Here is a 20,963-nt window from a genome sequence, read left to right as displayed (position 1 = left end):
AATATTGGTTCTATTTCATATGCAAGAGAAATAAATAGAAGATTTGGTATTCTTCACGGAAGTATAAAATACCTAGATTATGGTAACTTAATTGGTGCAGATGAAAATGGAAATGAAACAGGTAGTTTTTCCGCAAAAGACATAGCTGTTTCTATGGGTTACTCTTACAATTTACCAAATTCTAATTTTTATTTAGGTTCTAATATTAAATTTATATCCTCTAGTATTAGTAATTTTTCTTCAACAGGTATTGCTGCTGATTTTGCTTTATTATACAAGAACTTATACAAACCCTATTCTTTTACTTTAGTTGTAAGAAATATAGGTACTCAATTAAGTACTTTTAATGGATCTAGAGAGAAGTTACCATTAAAGGTAGCTTTAGGAGCAAGTTACAAATTAGAGTATGTACCATTAAAATGGTATGTAACTATAGATAATTTACAAAAATGGGATATTTCTGAATCAAACCCATCAAATAATACTACAGATTTAGAAGGAAACATAACTGAAGATAATACTGGTTTTATAGGGAATACACTTAGACATTTTGTAATAGGTGCTGAACTTTTTCCTGAAAGTTTGATTAATGTTAGATTAGGTTATAATTTTAAAAGAGCAGCTGAATTAAAATTACAAAATGCTAGAACTTTTAGTGGAATATCTTTTGGTTTTGGAGTGAAGATGAACAGATTTAAATTTAATTACGCACATTCTAAGTTTCATACTGCATCAAATATTAGCACGTTTAGTTTAGAAATTGATTTAGATAATAATAGATATTAAATGGTAAATAAAATTACAATTGCAATTGATGGATTTTCATCAACAGGTAAAAGTACAATAGCTAAATTAATAGCTAATAAATATAATTACATTTATGTAGACACAGGTGCTATGTATAGAGCAGTTACTTTGTATGCAATAGATAACAAATTAGTTACAAGTGATTTTTTTAATGTAGAAGAATTAATAAAATCATTATCTAAAATATCTTTATTATTTAAATTTAATAAAGATTTGGGTTTTGCAGAAATGTATTTGAACAACATAAATGTAGAAAAAGAGATAAGAACATTATCTGTTTCTAAATTTGTTAGTAAAGTAGCTGAAATTTCTGAAGTAAGAAAAAAATTAGTAGCAGAACAGCAACAAATGGGAAAAGATGGAGGAATTGTTATGGATGGTAGAGATATTGGTACTGTAGTTTTTCCAGAAGCAGATTTAAAGTTATTTATGACTGCTTCTGCGGATAAAAGAGCAACTAGAAGATATAAAGAATTAATTGATAGAGGAGATAAAGTAAATTATGATGAAATTCTATTTAATGTTCAAGAACGAGATAGAATAGATTCTACTAGAGAAGATTCTCCTTTATTAAAAGCTGATGATGCGATAGAATTTGATAATTCTGATATGGGAATAAATGAACAATTTGATAGAATATGTACATTGATAGACGGTAAACTATCTTAAAGTAATCTGTTTATTTGATAAGTTTAGCCCTGATTGAAGCATTTGTTTGAGCTCTTTTTAGAGGAACGATAAAAAAGCGAGTGCGGAAAGCAGGAAATAGCTTCTAAAAAAAATGTAAAATACCTGAATATTATGGAATATTCAGGTATTTGTGTGTTTGAAGAGAAATTTTCCATTTCGGATTCTTCATTACGTAATCTACTATTAACTCAGTCATCTTTTCTTTTTTACTCCATTCTGGTTGTAAAAATAACTGACATTTATCTGAAACTTTAGCCGCTTGCTGTTCTGCAAATTCAAAATCTGATTTGTTATGAATAATCATTTTAAGTTCATCTGCTTCAGAATAACACTCATTTAAAGGTAATTTTGTTTTTTTAGGAGAAAGGCAAAACCAATCCCATTTTCCAGAAAAAGAGTATGCGCCAGAAGTTTCTATGTGCGTTTTAATATTATTTTTTTGTAACAAATTTGTAATATAATCCATAGACCACATTAAAGGTTCACCACCCGTAATTACAACTGTTTTGGCGTATTTTTTTACATTGTCTACTATTATATCTGCTAATGTTGGTGGGTGTAATTCTGCATTCCAGCTTTCTTTAACATCACACCAATGGCAACCTACATCACAACCACCAACTCTAATAAAATATGCAGCTGTACCAGTGTGAGCGCCTTCTCCTTGTATTGTATAAAATTCTTCCATTAGAGGAAGCATTATACCTTTGTTTACTAAATCTTTTGTATTTTTATCCATCTTCATTAAAATCTACCATAACGGTTTAAGAATGCAAAGGTAGTTTTTTGTAATTCAACAATAAAAAGAATAATAAATTAATTCTAAAGGCTTAATTATCAAAACATTTTTGTAAATTTGCACTCCTTTTTACGAGAACAGATTTAGAAAAGGAATTAAAAAAACAATTTATAAAAACAACTCTTTGCGTTTACTTCGTTAGAAATCTGTAAAACAATAAGATACAAAATTATTTTAGACACATGTCTGAAGAAACAAAAAACACTGAAGAGCAGGTAACTGCAACTGAAGTACAAGAAACAGCAACTCCTGCTGTAGATCCAAAACAATTTTTAGCTGATTTTAACTGGCACAAATACGAACAAGGTATTGAAGCTGTTGATGAAGATAAATTAAAAGCATTTGAAACTGCTTTAGAAGGAACTGTTGGATTTGTAAATGAGCGTGATGTAATTGAAGGAACTGTAATTAGAATTACAGATAGAGATGCAATTATAGACATTAACTCTAAATCTGAAGGAGTTATCTCTTTAAACGAATTCCGTTACAACCAAGGTTTATCAGAAGGAGATAAAGTAGAAGTATTAGTTGACAAAAGAGAAGATTCTTCTGGTCAGTTAGTATTATCTCACAAAAAAGCAAGAGTAATTAAAGCATGGGAACGTGTAAACAATGCTCATGAAACTGGTGAAGTAGTTAACGGTTTTGTTAAGTGTAGAACTAGAGGTGGTATGATTGTAGATGTTTTCGGTATCGAAGCATTTTTACCAGGATCTCAAATTGATGTTAAGCCAATTAGAGATTACGATCAATACGTAGAGAAAACTATGGAATTCAAAGTTGTGAAAATCAACCACGAATTTAAAAACGTTGTTGTATCTCATAAAGCTCTTATTGAAGCTGATATTGAATTACAGAAAAAAGAAATCATTGGTCAGTTAGAAAAAGGACAAGTATTAGAAGGTATTGTTAAAAATATTACTTCTTATGGTGTATTTGTTGATTTAGGTGGTGTTGATGGTTTAGTACATATTACAGATTTATCTTGGTCTAGAATTAACCACCCTAATGAGGTTGTTGAATTAGATCAAAAATTAAACGTTGTAATTTTAGACTTTGATGATAACAAATCTAGAATCCAATTAGGATTAAAACAATTATCTGCGCATCCTTGGGAAGCTTTAGATACTGACTTAAAAGTTGGTGATAAAGTAACTGGAGAAGTTGTAGTAATTGCAGATTATGGTGCATTTGTAGAAGTAGAACAAGGAGTAGAAGGATTAATTCACGTTTCTGAAATGTCTTGGTCAACTCACTTACGTTCTGCACAAGACTTCGTAAAAGTTGGTGATAAAGTAGAAGCGCAAGTTTTAACTTTAGATAGAGAAGACAGAAAAATGTCTCTTGGTATCAAGCAATTACACCCAGATCCTTGGACAGATATTACAACTAAATTCCCAGTAGGTTCTACTCATACAGGTACTGTAAGAAACTACACTAACTTTGGTGTTTTCGTAGAATTAGAAGAAGGAATTGATGGTTTAGTATATATTTCTGACTTATCTTGGACTAAGAAAATTAAGCATCCATCAGACTTTGTTACTGTTGGAGACAAATTAGAAGTACAAGTATTAGAATTAGATGTAGAGAACAGAAAGTTAAACTTAGGTCATAAGCAAACTCAAGATAACCCTTGGGATGCTCACGAAGCTACGTATGCAATCGGTTCTACACACGAAGGAACAATCAAAGAAAAGAATGATAAAGGAGCAGTTGTAACTTTTGCTGATGGAGTAGAAGGTTTTGCACCAACAAGATTCTTAGAAAAAGAAGATGGTTCTAAATTAGGAAAAGGAGATACAATCGAATTTGTAGTTTTAGAATTTTCTAAAGAATACAGAAGAGTTGTAGTTTCTCATACTTCTATCTTTAGAGAAGAAGAAAAGAGAAATGTAAAAGCAGCAGTTAAAAAATCTGCAGACGCAGAAAAAACTACACTTGGAGACATAGGTGGTTTAGCAGCTCTTAAAAAGAAAATGGAAGCTGGTAACAAAAAGTAATCTTACTTTTTAACAAGCCGATATTTATAATATCTAAAAGCCGATGCAGTTTTGCATCGGCTTTTTTATTTCTATTATTTGGGCGTTACCTTTTAGGTCGGGCTTTACGCACTCGCTTTTTGTTCATACTTCACAAAAGAGCTCAAACAAATGCTACAATCCCTAACGCAACTATTTGCTAGCCAATTGTAAAGTATAAAGTCAGTACATGTTAATTTATTTTAGATAACCATTTAATAAATTTATCTTTGTGTATCTAAAATAAAGACAAAAAATATAATGACACTTATAAAATCTATATCAGGTATTAGAGGAACAATTGGCGGTAAAACTGCAGATAATTTAACACCAATAGACGCAGTAAAATTTGCATCAGCTTACGGTGCTTTTATTAAAAACAGAAATCCTAATAAAGATAAAATAACTGTTGTAATTGGTAGAGATGCTCGTATTTCTGGAAAAATGATTTCTAGTTTGGTTGCAAATACTTTAGTTGGTTTAGGTATAAACGTTGTAGATTTAGGTTTGTCTACTACACCAACAGTAGAAGTTGCTGTACCTTTAGAAAATGCAGAAGGTGGTATAATTTTAACAGCTTCACATAATCCGAAACAATGGAATGCCTTAAAATTATTAAATGAAAAAGGTGAGTTCTTAAATGGATCTGAAGGAGAAAAAATTTTAGCATTAGCAGAAAGTGAAGATTTTGAATTTGCAGATGTTGATGATTTAGGTGTATATTCTAAAGACGCTTCTTATTTAGAAAAGCACATTCAAGAAGTTTTAAATTTAGAATTGGTAGATGTAGAAGCTATTAAAAAAGCAAATTTTAAAGTTGTTGTAGATGGTGTTAATTCTACTGGAGGAATTTTTATACCAGCTTTATTAAAAGAGTTAAATGTAGAATGCGTAGAATTATATTGTACACCAAACGGACAATTTCCGCATAATCCGGAACCTTTAAAAGAGCATTTAACAGACATTTCGGAACTGGTTGTTAAAGAAAAAGCAGATTTTGGTATTGTTGTAGATCCAGATGTAGATAGATTAGCTTTAATTTCTGAAGATGGTTCTATGTTCGGAGAAGAATATACTTTAGTAGCTTGTGCCGATTATGTTTTAGGAAAACTAGGTGGCGGCAATACAGTTTCTAACTTATCTTCTTCTAGAGCTTTAAGAGATGTTACACAAAAACATGGCGGAACTTATACAGCATCTGCTGTTGGTGAAGTAAATGTTGTAATAAAAATGAAAGAAACTAACACTGTAATTGGTGGAGAAGGTAATGGAGGAATTATTTATCCGGCATCTCATTACGGTAGAGATTCTTTAGTTGGTGTTGCATTATTTTTAAGCCATTTAGCAAATAATAAAATGTCTTGTAAAGAACTAAGAGATTCTTATCCAAGTTATTTTATGAGTAAAAATAAAATTCAATTAACGCCAGAAATTAATGTTGATGCTATTTTAGAAACAATGGCAACAACTTATAAAGATGAAGATGTAAATACTATAGATGGTGTAAAAATAGATTTTGCTGATGAATGGATTCATTTAAGAAAATCTAATACAGAGCCTATTATTAGAATTTATACTGAAGCTAAATCTCAAGCAGCAGCAGATAATTTAGCAGAGAGATTTATAAAAGAAATTAAAGCAATTATTTAAAATAATTTAGATTGAAAAAAAACATTTTAGTTTTAGCGATACTTTTATTTAGTTCGCTTACTGTTTTAGGACAACAAAATAAAAAGTTTTCTAAGAAAAATAAGGTAGTAAATAAAGGTAAGTTTTTTGTTTATTGGGGATGGAATTGGTCTAGTTACACAGATTCTGATATCCGTTTTAAAGGTAAAGATTATGATTTTACATTATTTGATGTTAAGGCACAAGATAGACCAACTAAGTTTTCTGTAAATAATTATTTTAACCCTGGTAATATTACAATTCCTCAGAATAACTATAGAATTGGTTACTTTTTTAAAGAAAACTATACAATTTCTATTGGTGTAGATCACATGAAATATGTGGTTAACAATGATCAAAATGTTACTATAAATGGTAATATTAATATTGGAAATGCAAAATATGATGGTACCTATAACAATCAGAATATACAATTAACAGAAGATTTTTTAAGATTTGAGCACACAGATGGTCTAAATTATGTAAATGTTGAAGTTAAAAGATTTGATAATATTGACCATTGGTTTGGATTAGATTTAAAAAACCTTCAAATAAATTTAACAGAAGGAATTGGAGTAGGAGGTTTGTATCCTAGAACAGATACATCGCTTTTAGGTAAAGAAAGACATGATAACTTTCATTTATCTGGTTGGGGAATTTCTGTTGGCGCCGGATTAAATATTACATTTTTAAAACATTTTTATATTCAATCAGATTATAAAATTGGTTATATAAACATGCCAGATATTAAAACATCTTTAAATTCTGCAGATTCTGCCTCTCAAAGTTTTTATTTTTTCGAGAATAATATATTAATAGGAGGAAGATTCAGAATTTTTTAAAACAGTTTACAATGAATTTAGAAGCATATTTTAATAAGTTTAGAAAAAATATAGTTGGTATAAACCAAAAATTTGAGTCTCCTTATGGTTTGCAAAATTTAATTTACACGGATTGGACGGCTAGCGGTAGATTATATCATCCTATAGAAGAAAAATTATTACATAAGTTTGGACCATTTGTTGCAAATACACACACAGAAACTTCGACTTCTGGTGCTGCAATGACTTTAGCTTATCACGAAGCTAGAAAAATTATTAAACGTCATGTTAATGCAAATGAAAACGATGTTTTAATAACTTCGGGTTCTGGTATGACAGGAGTTGTAAATAAGTTTCAAAGAATTCTAGGACTAAAAGTATCTGAAAGTTTAAAAAATTATACAGAATTACCAGAAGAAATAAGACCTGTAGTTTTTATTTCTCATATGGAACATCATTCTAATCAAACCTCTTGGTTAGAAACTATTGCAGATGTAGAAGTTGTACCTTGTAATAATGAAGGTTTAGTTTGTTTAAAAAGTTTTGAAAAAAGCATAAAGAAACACGAACACAGAAAAATTAAAATAGCTTCTATAACTTCTTGTTCTAATGTAACTGGTATAAAAACCGATTATCATAAAGTAGCAAAATTGATTCATAGTTATAATGGTTTATGTTTTGTAGATTTTGCTTGTTGTGCACCTTATGTAGATATAAACATGCATCCAGAAGCAGAAGATGAATACTTAGATGCTGTTTTCTTTTCTCCTCATAAGTTTTTAGGAGGACCTGGAAGTTCTGGCGTATTAATTTTTAATAAAAGTTTGTATAAGAACACAATACCTGATAATCCAGGTGGCGGAACGGTAAGTTATACAAATCCTTGGGGACAACATGATTATTTTGATGATGTAGAAACAAGAGAGGATGGCGGAACACCTGCTTTTTTGCAAACAATTAGAATTGCACTTTCAATTCAGTTGAAAGAAGAAATGGGAACCGATAAAATTAAAGCAAGAGAAGACGAAATTAATAAAGTTGTTTTTAAAACTTTAGAGAGTTTAAAAGGAGTAAAAATTTTAGCACCAAACCATAAGGACAGATTAAGTATTTTTTCTTTTTATTTTGAAAATTATCATTTTAATCTCGTAGTAAAGCTTTTAAATGATCGCTTTGGAATACAAACAAGAGGTGGATGTTCTTGTGCAGGAACTTATGGTCATTATTTATTAAATGTTGACCAAGAAACTTCTAATAGAATTAAAGACGAAATTTTACATGGTTGTAATACTCAAAAACCAGGTTGGGTTCGTCTCTCTGTGCATCCAACAATAACAAATAAAGAATTAGAATTTGTTTGTAATTCTTTAAAAGATCTGTCTGTAAACATAGAAGAATGGGCTAAAGATTATAAATATGATAGCCTAAAGAATGATTATTCTCATAAATCTGTTACACCAATAGAACAAAACTTAGTTAAAGAGTGGTTTAACTTATAGTCTATAAAAATTCAGCCGGAACTTTATCTCTATGTTTAAATCTTTTATGAGACCAAAGGTAGAATTCCGGTTGATTTAAAATATTTTTTTCTGTCAATTCGGTATATAAATCTGTAATTTGATAATTTTCATAATCCTTAGGATTTTCAGTTATCAGTTGAAATTCAGTTTTATAATAACCTCTTTTAACTTTTCTAGTGACATAATTTATTACGACTAAATCAAACTTTTTTGCAAGCATTTCTGCGCCCGTATGTACCGGAACTTTGATATTAAAAAAATCTCTCCAATAATAAGTTTTATGTGGTTGTGGAGATTGATCGCTTAATAAAATATATGCACCTTGTTTTTTATCAGAAAACCTTTTTTGCATACCTCTAACCATATCAGAAGTTTTATATCCAATAACTCCAAACTTTTCTCTTGAATCTCTAACTTTTTTTTCGAAGTACTTATTATTAAGTTTTGTATACGCACCCAAAACATCAATATTTAAAACTTTAGGTAAACTTGTAGACCATTCCCAATTGGCTTGATGAGCCCCAACTAAAGCGATGCTTTTACCATCTTTAGCAAATTTATTTACCAATTCTGGATTTTCATAAGTATATCGTTTCAAAATTTCTTTTTCAGAAATAGAAAAAGCTTTTACGCTTTCCATCATCAAATCCATTAAATGTTTAAAGAATTTTTTTCTGATAATTAAAAGTTCTTTTAAAGACTTGTTAGGAAAAGCTAATTGTAAATTATCTAAAACTACTTTTTTTCGATACCCAATTACATAATAAATTAGAAAATAGAAAAAATCTGATTTTAAATATAAGATTCTCATTGGTAACTTAGAAAGTAACCAAATTAATGGATAACTAATGGCAAAGACAATAAATTGCATATATAAATTTTAGTGTTGCAAATATCGTATATATATTTAAAATGAAAAGATAAATACTAATGGGTTTTTATTAAGTTTGTTACATGATAGAAAATATAAATAAGGCAATATTATTACTAATGATTGCCAATGTATTAATTTCGATGAAGGGTTTTAAGGAGTATTCATTTCTCGATAAATATAAGTTTCAGGTTAGTAGAATTTTATCAGGAGAGAAAATTAGAATTATAACTTCTGGCTTTTTACATGTAGATTGGTTGCATTTAGGGTTAAATATGTATGCTTTGTATCTTTTTGGAGGTATTGTAACGCAACATACAAGTACTAGTAATTTCTTAATTATTTATTTTGGAAGTTTGTTAGCTGGAAGTTTATATTCACTTAAAGAGCATAAAAAAGAACCTTATTATAGTGCTGTTGGAGCATCTGGAGCAGTTTCTGGAACTATTTTTTCAGCTATTTTATTAGATCCAGGTATGAATCTATACCTTTTATTTATACCAATTCCAATTCCAGGATATATTTTTGGAATTGGTTACATATTATATTCTATTTATGGTTTGAAAAATCAAGTTGGTAATGTTGGTCATTCTGCGCATTTAGGAGGAGCAATAGGAGGATTTATTCTTACAATCATTCTAAATTCCTATTTATTTACATATAACTTAGCTACAATTATATTGTTAGCAGTACCCATAATATTTTTATTAGTTTTTGGAGACAAACTGCCAAAAAAATAAATTACAAGGTTTAGTTTTTAGCAAAAAAAAGCTTCATAATTTCTTATGAAGCTTTTGAGCGAAAGACCAGGTTCGAACTGGCGACATTCAGCTTGGAAGGCTGACGCTCTACCAACTGAGCTACTTTCGCGTGGTAAAGAGTTGCAAATATATAATGTTTTTTAACATCTGCAAGCATTTTTTTTACAAAAAAGATACATTTTTTTAATGTTCTTAATAATGAAATAGTTAGCTATTCATTTTTTTTAAAAAAATAATATTAGAGCTAAATTATAAATGTTTTTACTTCTAATAATGATTTTAATTCTGCATAAATTTTACTTTTTTTTAAAATTAAGAATTTTGCTTATTTATAAAACTGAAGTTCGGTTTTATCTTTGCTGTATAATTATATGTTTAACCCCCCCAATTTAATCATTATGAAAAAAATTAAACTAGTAGTAATTTTCGCATTATTTACATTTTCGGTATCAGCACAAGATTTTGCAATGACCACAGTAAACAATTATGGTACTTACACTTCAATAGAAGAAAAAGAAGAGATTGTACCATTATTAAGTGAAACAAAATACACTTACAAGTACAAAGGAGAAAATGTAGTTGTTGTATTTTCTGAAGACAAACATGTAGAGTATTTTAACGAAGGAAAACACTTTATTAAATCTGATATTTCTTGGGTTTCAGAAGATGAGTGTTATATGACATTACAAGAATCAAATCTTCCTAATTTTCCTTTTAAAAAAGGGATTAAATTAAAAATGAAGATTACAAAAATAAAAAGAGGTTATATTTTTTACGAGTCTACTTTAGGTGGTAGAACTTGGGAAGGAAGAATGAGAAAGTTATATTAATCCCCTAAATTAATATACACCCTAAGTTAAATTATACCCCTAATAAATTATAATTTATAAAGTCCAGTTTGTTTGTTCAAACTGGGCTTTTATGTTTCTATTCATAAAATGTTTTTAGTTATTTAAGAATATGATTGTATTTCTAATGTCATAATTAAATCCAAAGAAATAGAGAAATTAAGAATTTTGCTTATTTATAAAACTGAAGTTCGGCTTTATCTTTGCAGTATAATTATATGTTAAACCCCCAATTTAATCATTATGAAAAATTTTAAACTAGTAGTAATTTTCGCATTATTTGCATTTTCTGTATCAGCACAAGATCTTGCAATGACCACAGTAAACAATTTTGGTACTTACACTTCAATAGAAGAAAAAGAAGAGATTGTACCATTATTAAATGAAACAAAATACACTTACAAGTACAAAGGAGAAAATGTAGTTGTTGTATTTTCTGAAGACAAACATGTAGAGTATTTTAATGAAGGAAAGTACTTTATTAAATCTGACATTTCTTGGGTTTCAGAAGATGAGTGTTATATGACATTACAAGAATCAAATCTTCCTAATTTTCCTTTTAAAAAGGGAATTAAATTAAAAATGAAGATTACAAAAATAAAAAGAGGTTATATTTTTTACGAGTCTACTTTAGGTGGTAGAACTTGGGAAGGAAGAATGAGAAAGTTATATTAATCCCCTAAATTAATATATTCCCCTAAGTTAAATTATACCCCTAATAATATATTATAATTTATAAACCCCAGTTATTAAGCATTTGTTTAATAACTGGGGTTTAAAGTTTTATAAAGTATTTTATATTATAAATTTAGTCTATTGGTAAAGTATTAGATATGGTATCAATTAGTTTCTCAAAATCACTAGATTTATCAAAGAAATCTTGAGCTCCGTATCTTAAACAAGTTCTTTTTAATTCTCGGCTTGTAGAAAAAACGTATACTTTAGGTAGCTTATTATTTTCTTTAAACCATTTTAGTAGTTCAATTCCATTGCCATCTGGTAAGCTTAAATCTAAGGTTACAATATCAACATCAGTTTCTTTCAAAAAAGAAATAGCTTCGTGAAGAGTTTGGGTTAATTGTATATTTTTAAGAGGATGTACTTGTTTACTTGCGTTAAGAATTTTCTCTCCAATTAAAGGGTTGTCTTCTACAATTAACATGTTTTCTGTGTGTTGTTTCAATTAATTAATGAATAAATTAATGATTGTATGTAAAGATACTGTTTAGGATATTTTAAATAAATAGGTAAAATGCTTATTTTTTAATTAAATTTTACATTTCTAAGGAAGTAAAACCTTTTTTTATGGCATACTTAGTTAATTCTGGTATTGTATATAAATCAATTTTTTTCATAATATTATTTCTATGTACATCAACAGTTTTAGAACTTAAAAATAAAACCTCTCCAATTTCTTTAGAAGATTTTCCTTCTGTAATTAATTGTAAAACTTCTTTCTCTCTTGAACTTAAAAGAGTGTTTTCTATGGTATTTCCTTGTTTAATTATTGATAAAAATTCTTGATTAATATCCTTAGATAAGTATTTTATATTTTGTACCACTGTATTTATAGCAGTAATTAATTCGTTAGAATCACCATCTTTTAGTAAATAACCATAGGCACCAGCTTTAAACATTCCTTGTATAAATTGTTTACTAGAATGCATAGAAAGACCGATAATTTTAATGTCAGGGCATGTTTTATGAATCTGTTTTGCAGCTTCGATACCATTTAAATTTGCCATAGCTACATCAATAACCAAAACATCTGGCAATAATTTAGAACAAACACTAATAGCTTCTCTTCCATCAGATGCTTCTCCAATAATTTTCATATTAGATTTTTGTTCTATTATATTTCTTAAACCATCTCTAAGAAGTTTGTGATCGTCTACTAAAACTATTTTTATTTGGTCGTTGGTCATCATATAGTTAAAGGTATAAAAAAATTAACAGTTGTTCCTATTTTTTTTTCTGAAGTTATACTAAAAACTCCATTAATATTGGCAATTCTTTCTTGTACTGTAAATAAACCAAAACCAGAATAATTTTTTAAGTTTTTTAATTTACTTGTATCAAAGCCAATACCGTTATCTTTTACAACAAACAAAAAGTCTGACTCTGTTTTATTAATTTCTAAAGTTATTAAAGATGCTTGGGCATATTTTAAAGCATTATTTACAACTTCTTGTATACTTCTATATAACAAAATTGAAGAAGCTTCATCTAGCTCAACAAAGTCTAAATTGGTAATTATTTCGCATTTTATTTTATAAGTGTTTTCTATGTTTTCAAACAACCAATATAAAGTATCTATTATGCCTAATTGATAGAGTGCAGGTGGTGATAATTCGAAAGTTATTTTTCTACTATTTTCTAAAGCTTCTACAATATGATTTTCAATAAAATTTAAGTCACCAAAGATTTCACTTAAATTCTTATTGTTTTTTAACTCGTTAATTTTCATTTTAGAAATCACTAAAGATTGACTTAAATGATCATGTATATTTGATGCTATCTCTTTTTTCTGTTTTTCTTCAATTAACGTTAACTCAGTTGTAAGTTTTTGTAAGGATGATTGATACTCATTAATTTCTATATTTGCCAACATCCATTGAGTTATATCTCTTGCTGTTGTTACAAAGTAGCTAATTTTATCATTTTCATAAATTGGCGTAGATAAGAACTCTAACCAAATATAATCTCCATTTTTATGTTTTGCTCTAAATGGATGTGCGTCTTTTTTTAAATTTTTATTAACCTCGTCTATAGCTTCAAATAAACTATCTAAATCATCTGGATGTACGATAGAAGTAATTTTTTTACCAGTAAATTCTGATTGTTTGTAGCCTAATAGGTTTTCTATCGACGGACTAATGTACTTAAATGTTCCGTCTGGTTCTTGTAAACAAATTAGATCGCTAGTATTGTTTGCAAGTAAACGATACATCTCTTCTGCTTTATCTATTTTATCTCTTGTTAATTTTTTTTCTGTAATATCTTGTAAAACACCTCTTACAAATATTGCTTTACCTTCATTATTAACCTCTGTGTAACCAATTACATTTAACCAAAGCAGTTCATTTTGTTCATTTTTAAAATTTAGTTCTAAATTAAAACTTTTATTTTCTGCAATACAGATTTCAATTGCTTTCTCTAAAACTTCTTTAGAACCATTAACATAATACTCCATTAATTTTTCTAAAGGAGGAATGGTTCCTATAGGCAAACCATGAATTTTATAAATTTGATCTGACCAACTAACATTTTCTGTAATTAAATCTAGCTCCCATGCACCAACTCTTGTAATTCTTCCAGATTCATTTAGCAAAAATTTACTTCTTTCAGCAGCAATAAGTGCTTTTTTTATTTCATCTTTACTGTCTCTTAAGTTTTTTTCTATTAATTTTTGATGCGTAATATCATTCATTACAACCACAGCACCTAGTTTTTTACCTTTATTGTCATGAAAAGAAGCTCCGTTACAAAGTACAATTCTAGGTTCTTGATCAACTGATTTTATAACAATTTCTTCGTTAGTTAAAATTTTACCATTAAAAGCTTGTAGTAAAGGTATTTTTTCTTGAGGTAAAAGGGTTTTGTAATCTGATTTATATAGGCCATAATTTTCTGCCCATTTCTCTTGAGGAATTTTAAGAATATCTACACCATGCCATTCTTTAGCTGTCTTATTAAATAGAACAATTTCACCTTTATCATTACACGCTACAATACCAGAGTTTTGATTTTCTGTCATGGCAATAACAAATTCATTTTGAGCTTTAAGCTTATTTTGAGCTAGCCTAATTTCTGTTATATCTTCTATTATACTTAAAACGTATTTTTTATTAGCAATTAATATAATTTCAGCATTTGCTTTCCAAATTCTAAGTTCTCCGGATTTGGTAATAAATTCAGATTCAAAATTTTTAACGCTGCCATTTTTAACTAATCTATTAAAATAGATGTTTCTTTTCTTCTGAGACTTCCAAATACTAGCCTGTATATTAACGGTACCAATTAATTCTTCTGGTGTGTAACCAGATATTCTTGCAGCGGCATCATTTACATCAACAATTTTGTGTTCATCAAAACTATTTAGTATTATTAAATTAGGACTGTTTTTAAATATCTTAAAGAATTTTTCTTCGCTTTCTTTTAATTTTATATTGATATTTTTATTTTCTGTAATATCTTGTAAAACACCTCTACGACCTATAATTTTTTTGTTTTCATCGTAAATTGGTTGTACAACATTTCTAATCCAAACTACTTTTTTGTTATTATTAATTAATTTTAATTCAAGATCGTAAGGTGTACCGTTTTTATCTAGCTCTTTATTTGCTTTAGAAATTTTTAATTGAGATTCTTTGTCAAATTTTTTAAATATTTCTTCTCTTTTCGGTGCTGCTTTTTTAACGTCACTCTCGTAAATTACATGTATATATTCAGACCAATTTACTCTTTCAGATGTCTTTATATATTCCCAATATCCAATTTTAGCTAATTTACTAGCTTCATTTAAAGAGGTTTCTTTTTGTTCTAATAGTTTTAAAGAACTTTCAATTTTATTTTTAGCTAAGACTCTTTGTGTTATATCTCTAGCAGAAGTAACAAAATAACTAATTTTATTATTTTCGTATACGGCAGAAGTAATAAATTCTAACCAAATATAATGACCAAATTTATGCTTTACCCTAAAGGTATATGCGTTATTATCGTAATCTGTAATAAATAATTTTTTACCTATTGTTTCTCTTAATTTCTGAATATCATCAGAATGAACATATTTAAAAATTTTTTTTCCAAGAAACTCTTTACTATCATAGCCTAATATTTTTTTTATTGATGGACTAATATATTTAAAAGAACTATCTACATTTTGTAAACAAATAATATCATTAGAATTATCTGTTAGTAACCTATATTTTTCTTCAACCTTTTTTTTGTCGATTGCCGTAGTTTCAAATTTTTGTTTATAACTTAAAGGTTGAAAAACATCTTTTATTTTAAAAAATACTAGGTCTCTATCTGTAGTATCTAAAAACCTTAAATAGATATAAAATAAAACACTAAAATAGGTTGCCAATATCCCTTTTGATTGCAACCCTTTTGTAATTACAGGAATTAACTTATCTGATTTCCAGAAAGAAAGTGTTGCATAGAATATTGTATCAAAGCTTACTACAATTATCATTGTAATAAAAATTTGTAAAAATAAAAACCTTGTTTTTTTTGCTATAAATTCGAACAGTATTATTAATAAAAGCGAATCTAAAAGGATAGCAATATTAGAAACAGTAGAGATGTACGGTGAGTTTTTAAATGGTTTCGCAGAATTTGCGATGGCATTATCAATTAAAGTATCTTCAATTTTCCAATTGAAAACCTGCAGTAAAAGTGTGATTAATAAATTTACTAGAAACAATGCATAAATAACTTTTTTTGTTTCTTTGGCATCTTCTTTAATATAAATAATTAATAAAGCAAAGAGTGTTACAGTTACAAATATTGATGATCCTTGAGATATTAAGTGATTTGTTGGGTAATTAGAATCTATATTATTAGAAAGAAATATTTGAACAAACTGAAATAAACCCAAACTAGCATAAAGAACACTTAAACCTAGTTTTTTTCTAACTTTAAATAATAGTAGTATAATAAAAGCAACAAAAGAGCTTTGTACAAATAGTGTTGTAAATTGATAGAATGTCATATCATAAGTTATTAAAATTGATAAAAGAAATATCAATTTTTAGGGGATTTATGCTCTAAAGATAAAAAAAAATGTATTTTATTAAAGTTTAAATAAGTTTTTTTATTGAATATTGTATTTGTTATGATTTTTTGATGATGCTTTTAGGAATATTAAAAACAACAGTTGTACCGTTACCAATTTCTGATCTAATATTGAATTCTCCTTGAATATTTTCTATTCTTTCTTTAACTGTAAACAATCCAAAACCAGAACCATTTGTATTGTGATTGTTTTTTATTTTTTTGGTATTAAAACCAATGCCATTATCTTTAAATATAAAAGAGATGTAATCAGAGTTCTCATCAATATTCAATGTAAAAAAAGATGCCTTAGAATATTTTATCGCATTATTTACAACTTCTTGTATACTTCTATAAAGTAAAATAGATTTTGTATCATCCATTATTACAGTATCTAAAGTTGTATAAATATCAGATTTTATTTCATATGTTTTTTCAATGTATTCAAATAACCAAAACAACGCATCTACAATTCCTAATTGATATAGAGCAGGAGGAGAAAGTTCAAAAGTAATTTTTCGACTATTGTCTAATGCGTCTGTAATATGATTTTCTATAAAATCTAAATCTTTTATTAGTTTTTCATATTCTTTATTACGTTTTAATTCTTTAATTTTCATTTTAGAAATTACTAAAGATTGACTTAAATGATCATGAATATTTGAAGCTATTTCTTTTTTCTGTTTTTCTTCTATTAACGTAATTTCTGTTGTTAACTTTTTTAAAGATTTTTGATATTCTTGTATATTTTCATTGGCCACCATTGTTTGTGTTATGTCTCTTGCTGAAGTTACAAAATAATTAATCTCATCACCATTGTAAACAGGTGTAGATAAAAACTCTAACCAAATATAATGTCCTTTTTTATGTAAAGCCCTAAAAGGAAATGCATGAGATTTAACTTCTTTAGAAATATTGAAAAAAGTGTTTTTTAAAGATTCTAAATCTTCTGGATGTACTATATCATATACTTTTCTGCCTATAAAATCTTCTTGTTTATAACCGAGTAGGTTTTCTATTGATGGGCTTATATATTTAAACGTACTATCATGTTCTTGTAAACATATTAAATCGTTTGTATTATCTGCTAGTAATCTATACAATTCTTCAGCTCTAGCTATTTTATCAATACTTTCTTTTTTGTCTGTTATATCTTGCACTAAGCCACGTCTTCCTATTATATTTTTATTTTTATCAAAAACAGGTTGTGCAACATTTCTTACCCATACAGCTTTACCAGTTTTTTTATGATATATTTTCATTTGTATATCATAAGATACGCCATTATTAGTTAGGTCTAATGTTGCTTGTTTAATAACAGGTAAAGAATCTTTATCTATTTGGGCAACAATTTCTGCCCTTGGTGGTACAGGTTTTGTTTTATCTAAACCGTAAATATCATATAAATATTCAGACCATCTAAAATTGTCTGTAGCAATTATATATTCAAAGTATCCTATTTTAGCAACTTTACTGGCTTCATCCATAGAAGCTTTATTTTTTTCTAATTGTTCTAAAGAGTTTTCAATTTCTTTTTTAGATCTTTTTAATTCTATTCTATTTAACTTAGAATCTGTAATATCTTGTAAAACACCACTTCTTCCTATTACATTTTTATCGTCGTCATAAATTAAGTGTCCTATAATTCTAACCCAAACTTCTTTATTTACAAAATTTGTCATTTTAAGTTCGATGTCATAAGGTATTCCATCAGCATCTAATTTCTTTGTAGCACTAATTAATTTTTCTAAGAATTCACCTTTATAAACAGCAATCATTTCTTCTCGAGATGGTATTTCTTTATTAGGATCTAAACCAAATATTTTATAAACATAATCTGACCAATAAAAAGCATTGGTTTCAAATAAATAGTCAGAATATCCAATTTTAGCAATTCTACTCGACTCAATTAATGAAAGATCTTTTTTCTTTAAAAGATTGTAAGAATTTTTTAAGGCTATTTTAGAATTCTTACTTTTTGTTATGTTCTGTAAAATTCCTCTTCGGCCTTTCACTTTTTTGTCGGCACCAAAAATAGGTTCCAATATTAATCGAAGCCAAATAATTTTATTTTCTTGATTTTTACCTTTTATTTCCATGTGGAAAGCTTTTCCATTTGATTCTAAGTTTTCGATATTTTTTAAAATTTTAGCTTTGCTTTCATCGCTAAAAAAATTTAGAAATTCTTTTTGAGAAGGAATGTTATCGTCAGGATTTAGACCAAAAATTTCAAATACATAATCAGACCAAACATAAGTTTCTTTTTTAGCATTATATTCTATAAAACCTATCTTACCTATTTCACTTGCTTTGTTTAAGGCTTTATCTCTTTTTCTTAATAATTTTAGTGATTTTTCTAACTTCTTTTTAGATTTTATTCTATCCGTAATTTCTCTAGCAGAAGTTACAAAAGATGTAATTTTATTATCTTGATAAATTGGTGATGTAGAATACTCTATCCATACATAATGACCTAATTTGTGTTTTAATCTAAAAATTAATGGAGCTGTTTGGTTATTTTTAAAGAACTCTTTATTAGAAATTTTCTCTTGAAGTTCTTTAATATCATCTTTGTGAACTATAGAGAAAATTTGTTTACCTAAAAAATATGATTGCTCATAACCTAAAATTTTTTTTATTGAAGGACTAACGTAACTATAATTACCATTAAGTTCTTGCAAACAAATAATGTCATTAGAATTTGTTGTAAGTAAGCGATACATTTCATTCGCTTTTTTAATATCATTTACTGCTACTTCAAATTTTTGCTTATAACTAAGAGGTTTAAAAACATCTTTAATTTTAAAATAAACCAAATCTTTGTCTGTCTCATCTAAAAATCTTAGATAAAAATAAAACAGTAAACTATAATAAATAGTAAAACTATTTTTTGAGATTAAACCAAAAACTATAATATCAATTAAGTTAGCTGAATTATAAAAAGTAAAAATTGAAAAAAAGATAGTATCAAATGTTAATACGATAAACATTGTAATACTAATTTGAAGAAATAGAAATTTTATTATTTTAGATATAAATTCAAAAGTAAATATTAATAGTAAAGCATCTAAAAATAAAGCAACATTACCTACAATAAAAGAAGGTGTATTTTCTAAAAAAATATCTATAACATTAAAATAATTTGTTGCAGTTGCATCACTCAAATTCCATAAAAAAGAAATTGCTATAAAGTATATTAAAACATTAACTATAAGTATTGTAGAAATAATTTTTCTAGTTTCTTTAGCATCTTCTTTAATGTAAATTAACAATAAAGTAAAGAGTGAAATGGTTACAAAAATAGAAGATCCTGGTGTTACCAGAAAATCGTACGCAAAATTTTGAAAAACACTGTTTAATATAAAAATCATGACTTGTACAAATTGAAACAAGCCAAGACAAGCGTACAAAACACCTTTACCAAGTTTTTTTCTAAATTTAAATAAAAGAAGGATAACAAAAGCAACTAAGGTGCTTTGTAAAAATAAAATTAATATAAGTTTATAATTCATTTCTTAAGATTATGGGGTTACTTAAGGGTAGAAGGGACTTAATATAGTTTTATAAAATTATTAAATAAATTTTAATAATCAATAAAATTAAGTGATTTTTATTTGGTAAAACTTTATTACAGAGTAAGTTATTTTAAATTAGAATAATTTAAGAGAAAAAAAATACTTAGAAATTGACTTTTAAGAAAGTTTAAAACATAAAAAAACAGTTTAGAATACCCTAAACTGTTTTTTAAATTTGTAGCGAAGACGGGATTTGAACCCGTGACCTCAGGGTTATGAATCCTGCGCTCTAACCAACTGAGCTACCTCGCCATTGGTTTGCGGGTGCAAATATAGACACTTTTTACAAACCTGCAAGAAGTGTTTTAATTTTTTTTTAATTGAATTAATACCTATATTGTCTGCCTAACAAAACAAACAATGGATAAAGTAAAATTCGAATTAGAAATTCCAATTCACGCATCGCCTAATATGCTATATCAATACATATCTTCACCTTCTAGTTTACAAGAATGGTTTGCAGATAAAGTAAACTCTAGAGGTAAAGTTTTTAGCTTTGTTTGGGAAGGTACAGAAGAGTTAGCAAATTTAATAACCAAAAAGGCAGGTGAAAGAATGCGTTGGAAGTGGTTAGAGAGTGAAGATGATGACAGTTATTTCGAAATTAGAATTCAAGTAGATCCATTAACAAAAGATGTTTCTTTAATAGTAACAGATTTTGCAGAAGACGAAGACGAGGTAGATGAGGCTAAACAGCTTTGGGAGAATCAAATAGAAGAATTAAGACACACAATTGGTGCTTAATTAGGTAAAATACAATTTAAAAACCAGCATTTATTGCTGGTTTTTTTATGTTTATAATACTAA

Annotated in this window: 16 protein-coding genes and 2 tRNA genes (1 of these 18 only partly in view); 10 read left to right on the top strand and 8 right to left on the bottom strand. The window is 27.6% G+C overall.

The genetic code is table 11. From position 1 onward, the window contains the following. Both porQ and cmk read left to right on the top strand, forming a co-directional pair. Positions 1-786 carry the 3' portion of a type IX secretion system protein PorQ gene (porQ, locus tag BXQ17_RS05485; protein ID WP_077809681.1) on the top strand. The gene continues 243 nt to the left of window position 1, outside the view, so only the last 786 of its 1,029 coding nucleotides appear in the window; its start codon lies beyond the left edge, outside the window; its stop codon occupies positions 784-786. Continuing rightward, complete coding sequence (gene cmk, locus BXQ17_RS05480; protein WP_077809680.1) at positions 787-1,476, top strand: (d)CMP kinase; 690 nt, start codon at positions 787-789, stop codon at positions 1,474-1,476. Positions 1,477-1,606: 130 nt separating this feature from the next. Here the strand turns inward: cmk and BXQ17_RS05475 are convergent, their stop codons facing one another. Beyond that, positions 1,607-2,236, bottom strand: coding sequence for a 7-carboxy-7-deazaguanine synthase QueE (locus tag BXQ17_RS05475; RefSeq protein WP_077809679.1), 630 nt, complete (start codon positions 2,234-2,236; stop codon positions 1,607-1,609). A 242-nt stretch (positions 2,237-2,478) separates the two neighbouring features. Between BXQ17_RS05475 and rpsA the strand changes: the two genes are divergently transcribed. The 4 genes from rpsA (at position 2,479) to BXQ17_RS05455 (ending at position 8,302) form a co-directional block, all read left to right on the top strand. Next, complete coding sequence (gene rpsA / locus BXQ17_RS05470; protein ID WP_077809678.1) at positions 2,479-4,296, top strand: 30S ribosomal protein S1; 1,818 nt, start codon at positions 2,479-2,481, stop codon at positions 4,294-4,296. A 279-nt stretch (positions 4,297-4,575) separates the two neighbouring features. Continuing rightward, positions 4,576-5,964 carry a phosphoglucosamine mutase gene (glmM, locus tag BXQ17_RS05465; RefSeq protein ID WP_077809677.1) on the top strand — a complete coding sequence of 463 codons (1,389 nt, stop codon included), beginning with the start codon at positions 4,576-4,578 and terminating at the stop codon, positions 5,962-5,964. A gap of 11 nt (positions 5,965-5,975) precedes the next feature. Continuing rightward, positions 5,976-6,824 (top strand): hypothetical protein, encoded by an 849-nt coding sequence (locus BXQ17_RS05460; protein ID WP_254712411.1) that lies wholly within the window; start codon positions 5,976-5,978, stop codon positions 6,822-6,824. A gap of 11 nt (positions 6,825-6,835) precedes the next feature. After that, positions 6,836-8,302, top strand: a complete 1,467-nt coding sequence (locus BXQ17_RS05455) for an aminotransferase class V-fold PLP-dependent enzyme (protein ID WP_077809676.1) — start codon at positions 6,836-6,838, stop codon at positions 8,300-8,302. A gap of 1 nt (position 8,303) precedes the next feature. Here BXQ17_RS05455 and BXQ17_RS05450 read toward each other — a convergent pair whose 3' ends face one another. Further along, the gene (locus BXQ17_RS05450) at positions 8,304-9,194 is read right to left on the bottom strand and encodes a lysophospholipid acyltransferase family protein (protein WP_077809675.1); all 891 of its coding nucleotides are present in this window, start codon (positions 9,192-9,194) and stop codon (positions 8,304-8,306) included. A gap of 83 nt (positions 9,195-9,277) precedes the next feature. Between BXQ17_RS05450 and BXQ17_RS05445 the strand changes: the two genes are divergently transcribed. Further along, positions 9,278-9,934, top strand: coding sequence for a rhomboid family intramembrane serine protease (locus BXQ17_RS05445; protein WP_077809674.1), 657 nt, complete (start codon positions 9,278-9,280; stop codon positions 9,932-9,934). A 57-nt stretch (positions 9,935-9,991) separates the two neighbouring features. On the opposite strand, the gene BXQ17_RS05440 is transcribed toward BXQ17_RS05445, so the two are convergent. Further along, positions 9,992-10,064: transfer RNA gene (locus BXQ17_RS05440), tRNA-Gly, on the bottom strand. 289 nt (positions 10,065-10,353) lie between these two features. Between BXQ17_RS05440 and BXQ17_RS05435 the strand changes: the two genes are divergently transcribed. Then, positions 10,354-10,785, top strand: coding sequence for a hypothetical protein (locus BXQ17_RS05435; RefSeq protein WP_149025868.1), 432 nt, complete (start codon positions 10,354-10,356; stop codon positions 10,783-10,785). 261 nt (positions 10,786-11,046) lie between these two features. Further along, positions 11,047-11,478 (top strand): hypothetical protein, encoded by a 432-nt coding sequence (locus BXQ17_RS05430; RefSeq protein WP_077809672.1) that lies wholly within the window; start codon positions 11,047-11,049, stop codon positions 11,476-11,478. A 133-nt stretch (positions 11,479-11,611) separates the two neighbouring features. On the opposite strand, the gene BXQ17_RS05425 is transcribed toward BXQ17_RS05430, so the two are convergent. The 5 genes from BXQ17_RS05425 to BXQ17_RS05405 form a co-directional block, all read right to left on the bottom strand. Continuing rightward, positions 11,612-11,986 carry a response regulator gene (locus BXQ17_RS05425; RefSeq protein WP_077809671.1) on the bottom strand — a complete coding sequence of 125 codons (375 nt, stop codon included), beginning with the start codon at positions 11,984-11,986 and terminating at the stop codon, positions 11,612-11,614. Between the two features lie 91 nt (positions 11,987-12,077). Then, positions 12,078-12,731, bottom strand: a complete 654-nt coding sequence (locus BXQ17_RS05420) for a response regulator transcription factor (RefSeq protein ID WP_077809670.1) — start codon at positions 12,729-12,731, stop codon at positions 12,078-12,080. Then, complete coding sequence (locus BXQ17_RS05415; protein WP_077809669.1) at positions 12,728-16,519, bottom strand: PAS domain S-box protein; 3,792 nt, start codon at positions 16,517-16,519, stop codon at positions 12,728-12,730. The genes BXQ17_RS05420 and BXQ17_RS05415 overlap by 4 nt, the downstream gene beginning before the upstream one ends. Before the next feature lie 121 nt (positions 16,520-16,640). Continuing rightward, on the bottom strand, positions 16,641-20,093 hold the full coding sequence (locus BXQ17_RS05410) for a PAS domain S-box protein (protein ID WP_077809668.1): 3,453 nt from the start codon (positions 20,091-20,093) through the stop codon (positions 16,641-16,643). 241 nt (positions 20,094-20,334) lie between these two features. Next, positions 20,335-20,408, bottom strand: a tRNA-Met gene (locus BXQ17_RS05405). A gap of 108 nt (positions 20,409-20,516) precedes the next feature. Here BXQ17_RS05405 and BXQ17_RS05400 point away from each other — a divergent pair. Next, complete coding sequence (locus tag BXQ17_RS05400) at positions 20,517-20,900, top strand: START-like domain-containing protein (RefSeq protein WP_077809667.1); 384 nt, start codon at positions 20,517-20,519, stop codon at positions 20,898-20,900. The last annotated feature ends 63 nt before the right edge of the window (positions 20,901-20,963 follow it).

It is taken from the genome of Polaribacter sp. BM10 (assembly GCF_002005425.1).
Lineage (GTDB): Bacteria > Bacteroidota > Bacteroidia > Flavobacteriales > Flavobacteriaceae > Polaribacter > Polaribacter marinaquae.
The sequence above is the reverse complement of the archived record's forward strand: the minus strand, read 5'-3'. Positions and strand labels throughout refer to the sequence as shown.

Coding starts and splice junctions, on each gene's coding strand:
- cmk (WP_077809680.1), top strand. CDS start 787: ATGGTAAATAAAATTACAATTGCAATTGATGGATTTTCATCAACAGGT.
- BXQ17_RS05475 (WP_077809679.1), bottom strand. CDS start 2,236: ATGGATAAAAATACAAAAGATTTAGTAAACAAAGGTATAATGCTTCCT.
- rpsA (WP_077809678.1), top strand. CDS start 2,479: ATGTCTGAAGAAACAAAAAACACTGAAGAGCAGGTAACTGCAACTGAA.
- glmM (WP_077809677.1), top strand. CDS start 4,576: ATGACACTTATAAAATCTATATCAGGTATTAGAGGAACAATTGGCGGT.
- BXQ17_RS05455 (WP_077809676.1), top strand. CDS start 6,836: ATGAATTTAGAAGCATATTTTAATAAGTTTAGAAAAAATATAGTTGGT.
- BXQ17_RS05450 (WP_077809675.1), bottom strand. CDS start 9,194: ATGCAATTTATTGTCTTTGCCATTAGTTATCCATTAATTTGGTTACTT.
- BXQ17_RS05445 (WP_077809674.1), top strand. CDS start 9,278: ATGATAGAAAATATAAATAAGGCAATATTATTACTAATGATTGCCAAT.
- BXQ17_RS05435 (WP_149025868.1), top strand. CDS start 10,354: ATGAAAAAAATTAAACTAGTAGTAATTTTCGCATTATTTACATTTTCG.
- BXQ17_RS05430 (WP_077809672.1), top strand. CDS start 11,047: ATGAAAAATTTTAAACTAGTAGTAATTTTCGCATTATTTGCATTTTCT.
- BXQ17_RS05420 (WP_077809670.1), bottom strand. CDS start 12,731: ATGATGACCAACGACCAAATAAAAATAGTTTTAGTAGACGATCACAAA.
- BXQ17_RS05415 (WP_077809669.1), bottom strand. CDS start 16,519: ATGACATTCTATCAATTTACAACACTATTTGTACAAAGCTCTTTTGTT.
- BXQ17_RS05410 (WP_077809668.1), bottom strand. CDS start 20,093: ATGAATTATAAACTTATATTAATTTTATTTTTACAAAGCACCTTAGTT.
- BXQ17_RS05400 (WP_077809667.1), top strand. CDS start 20,517: ATGGATAAAGTAAAATTCGAATTAGAAATTCCAATTCACGCATCGCCT.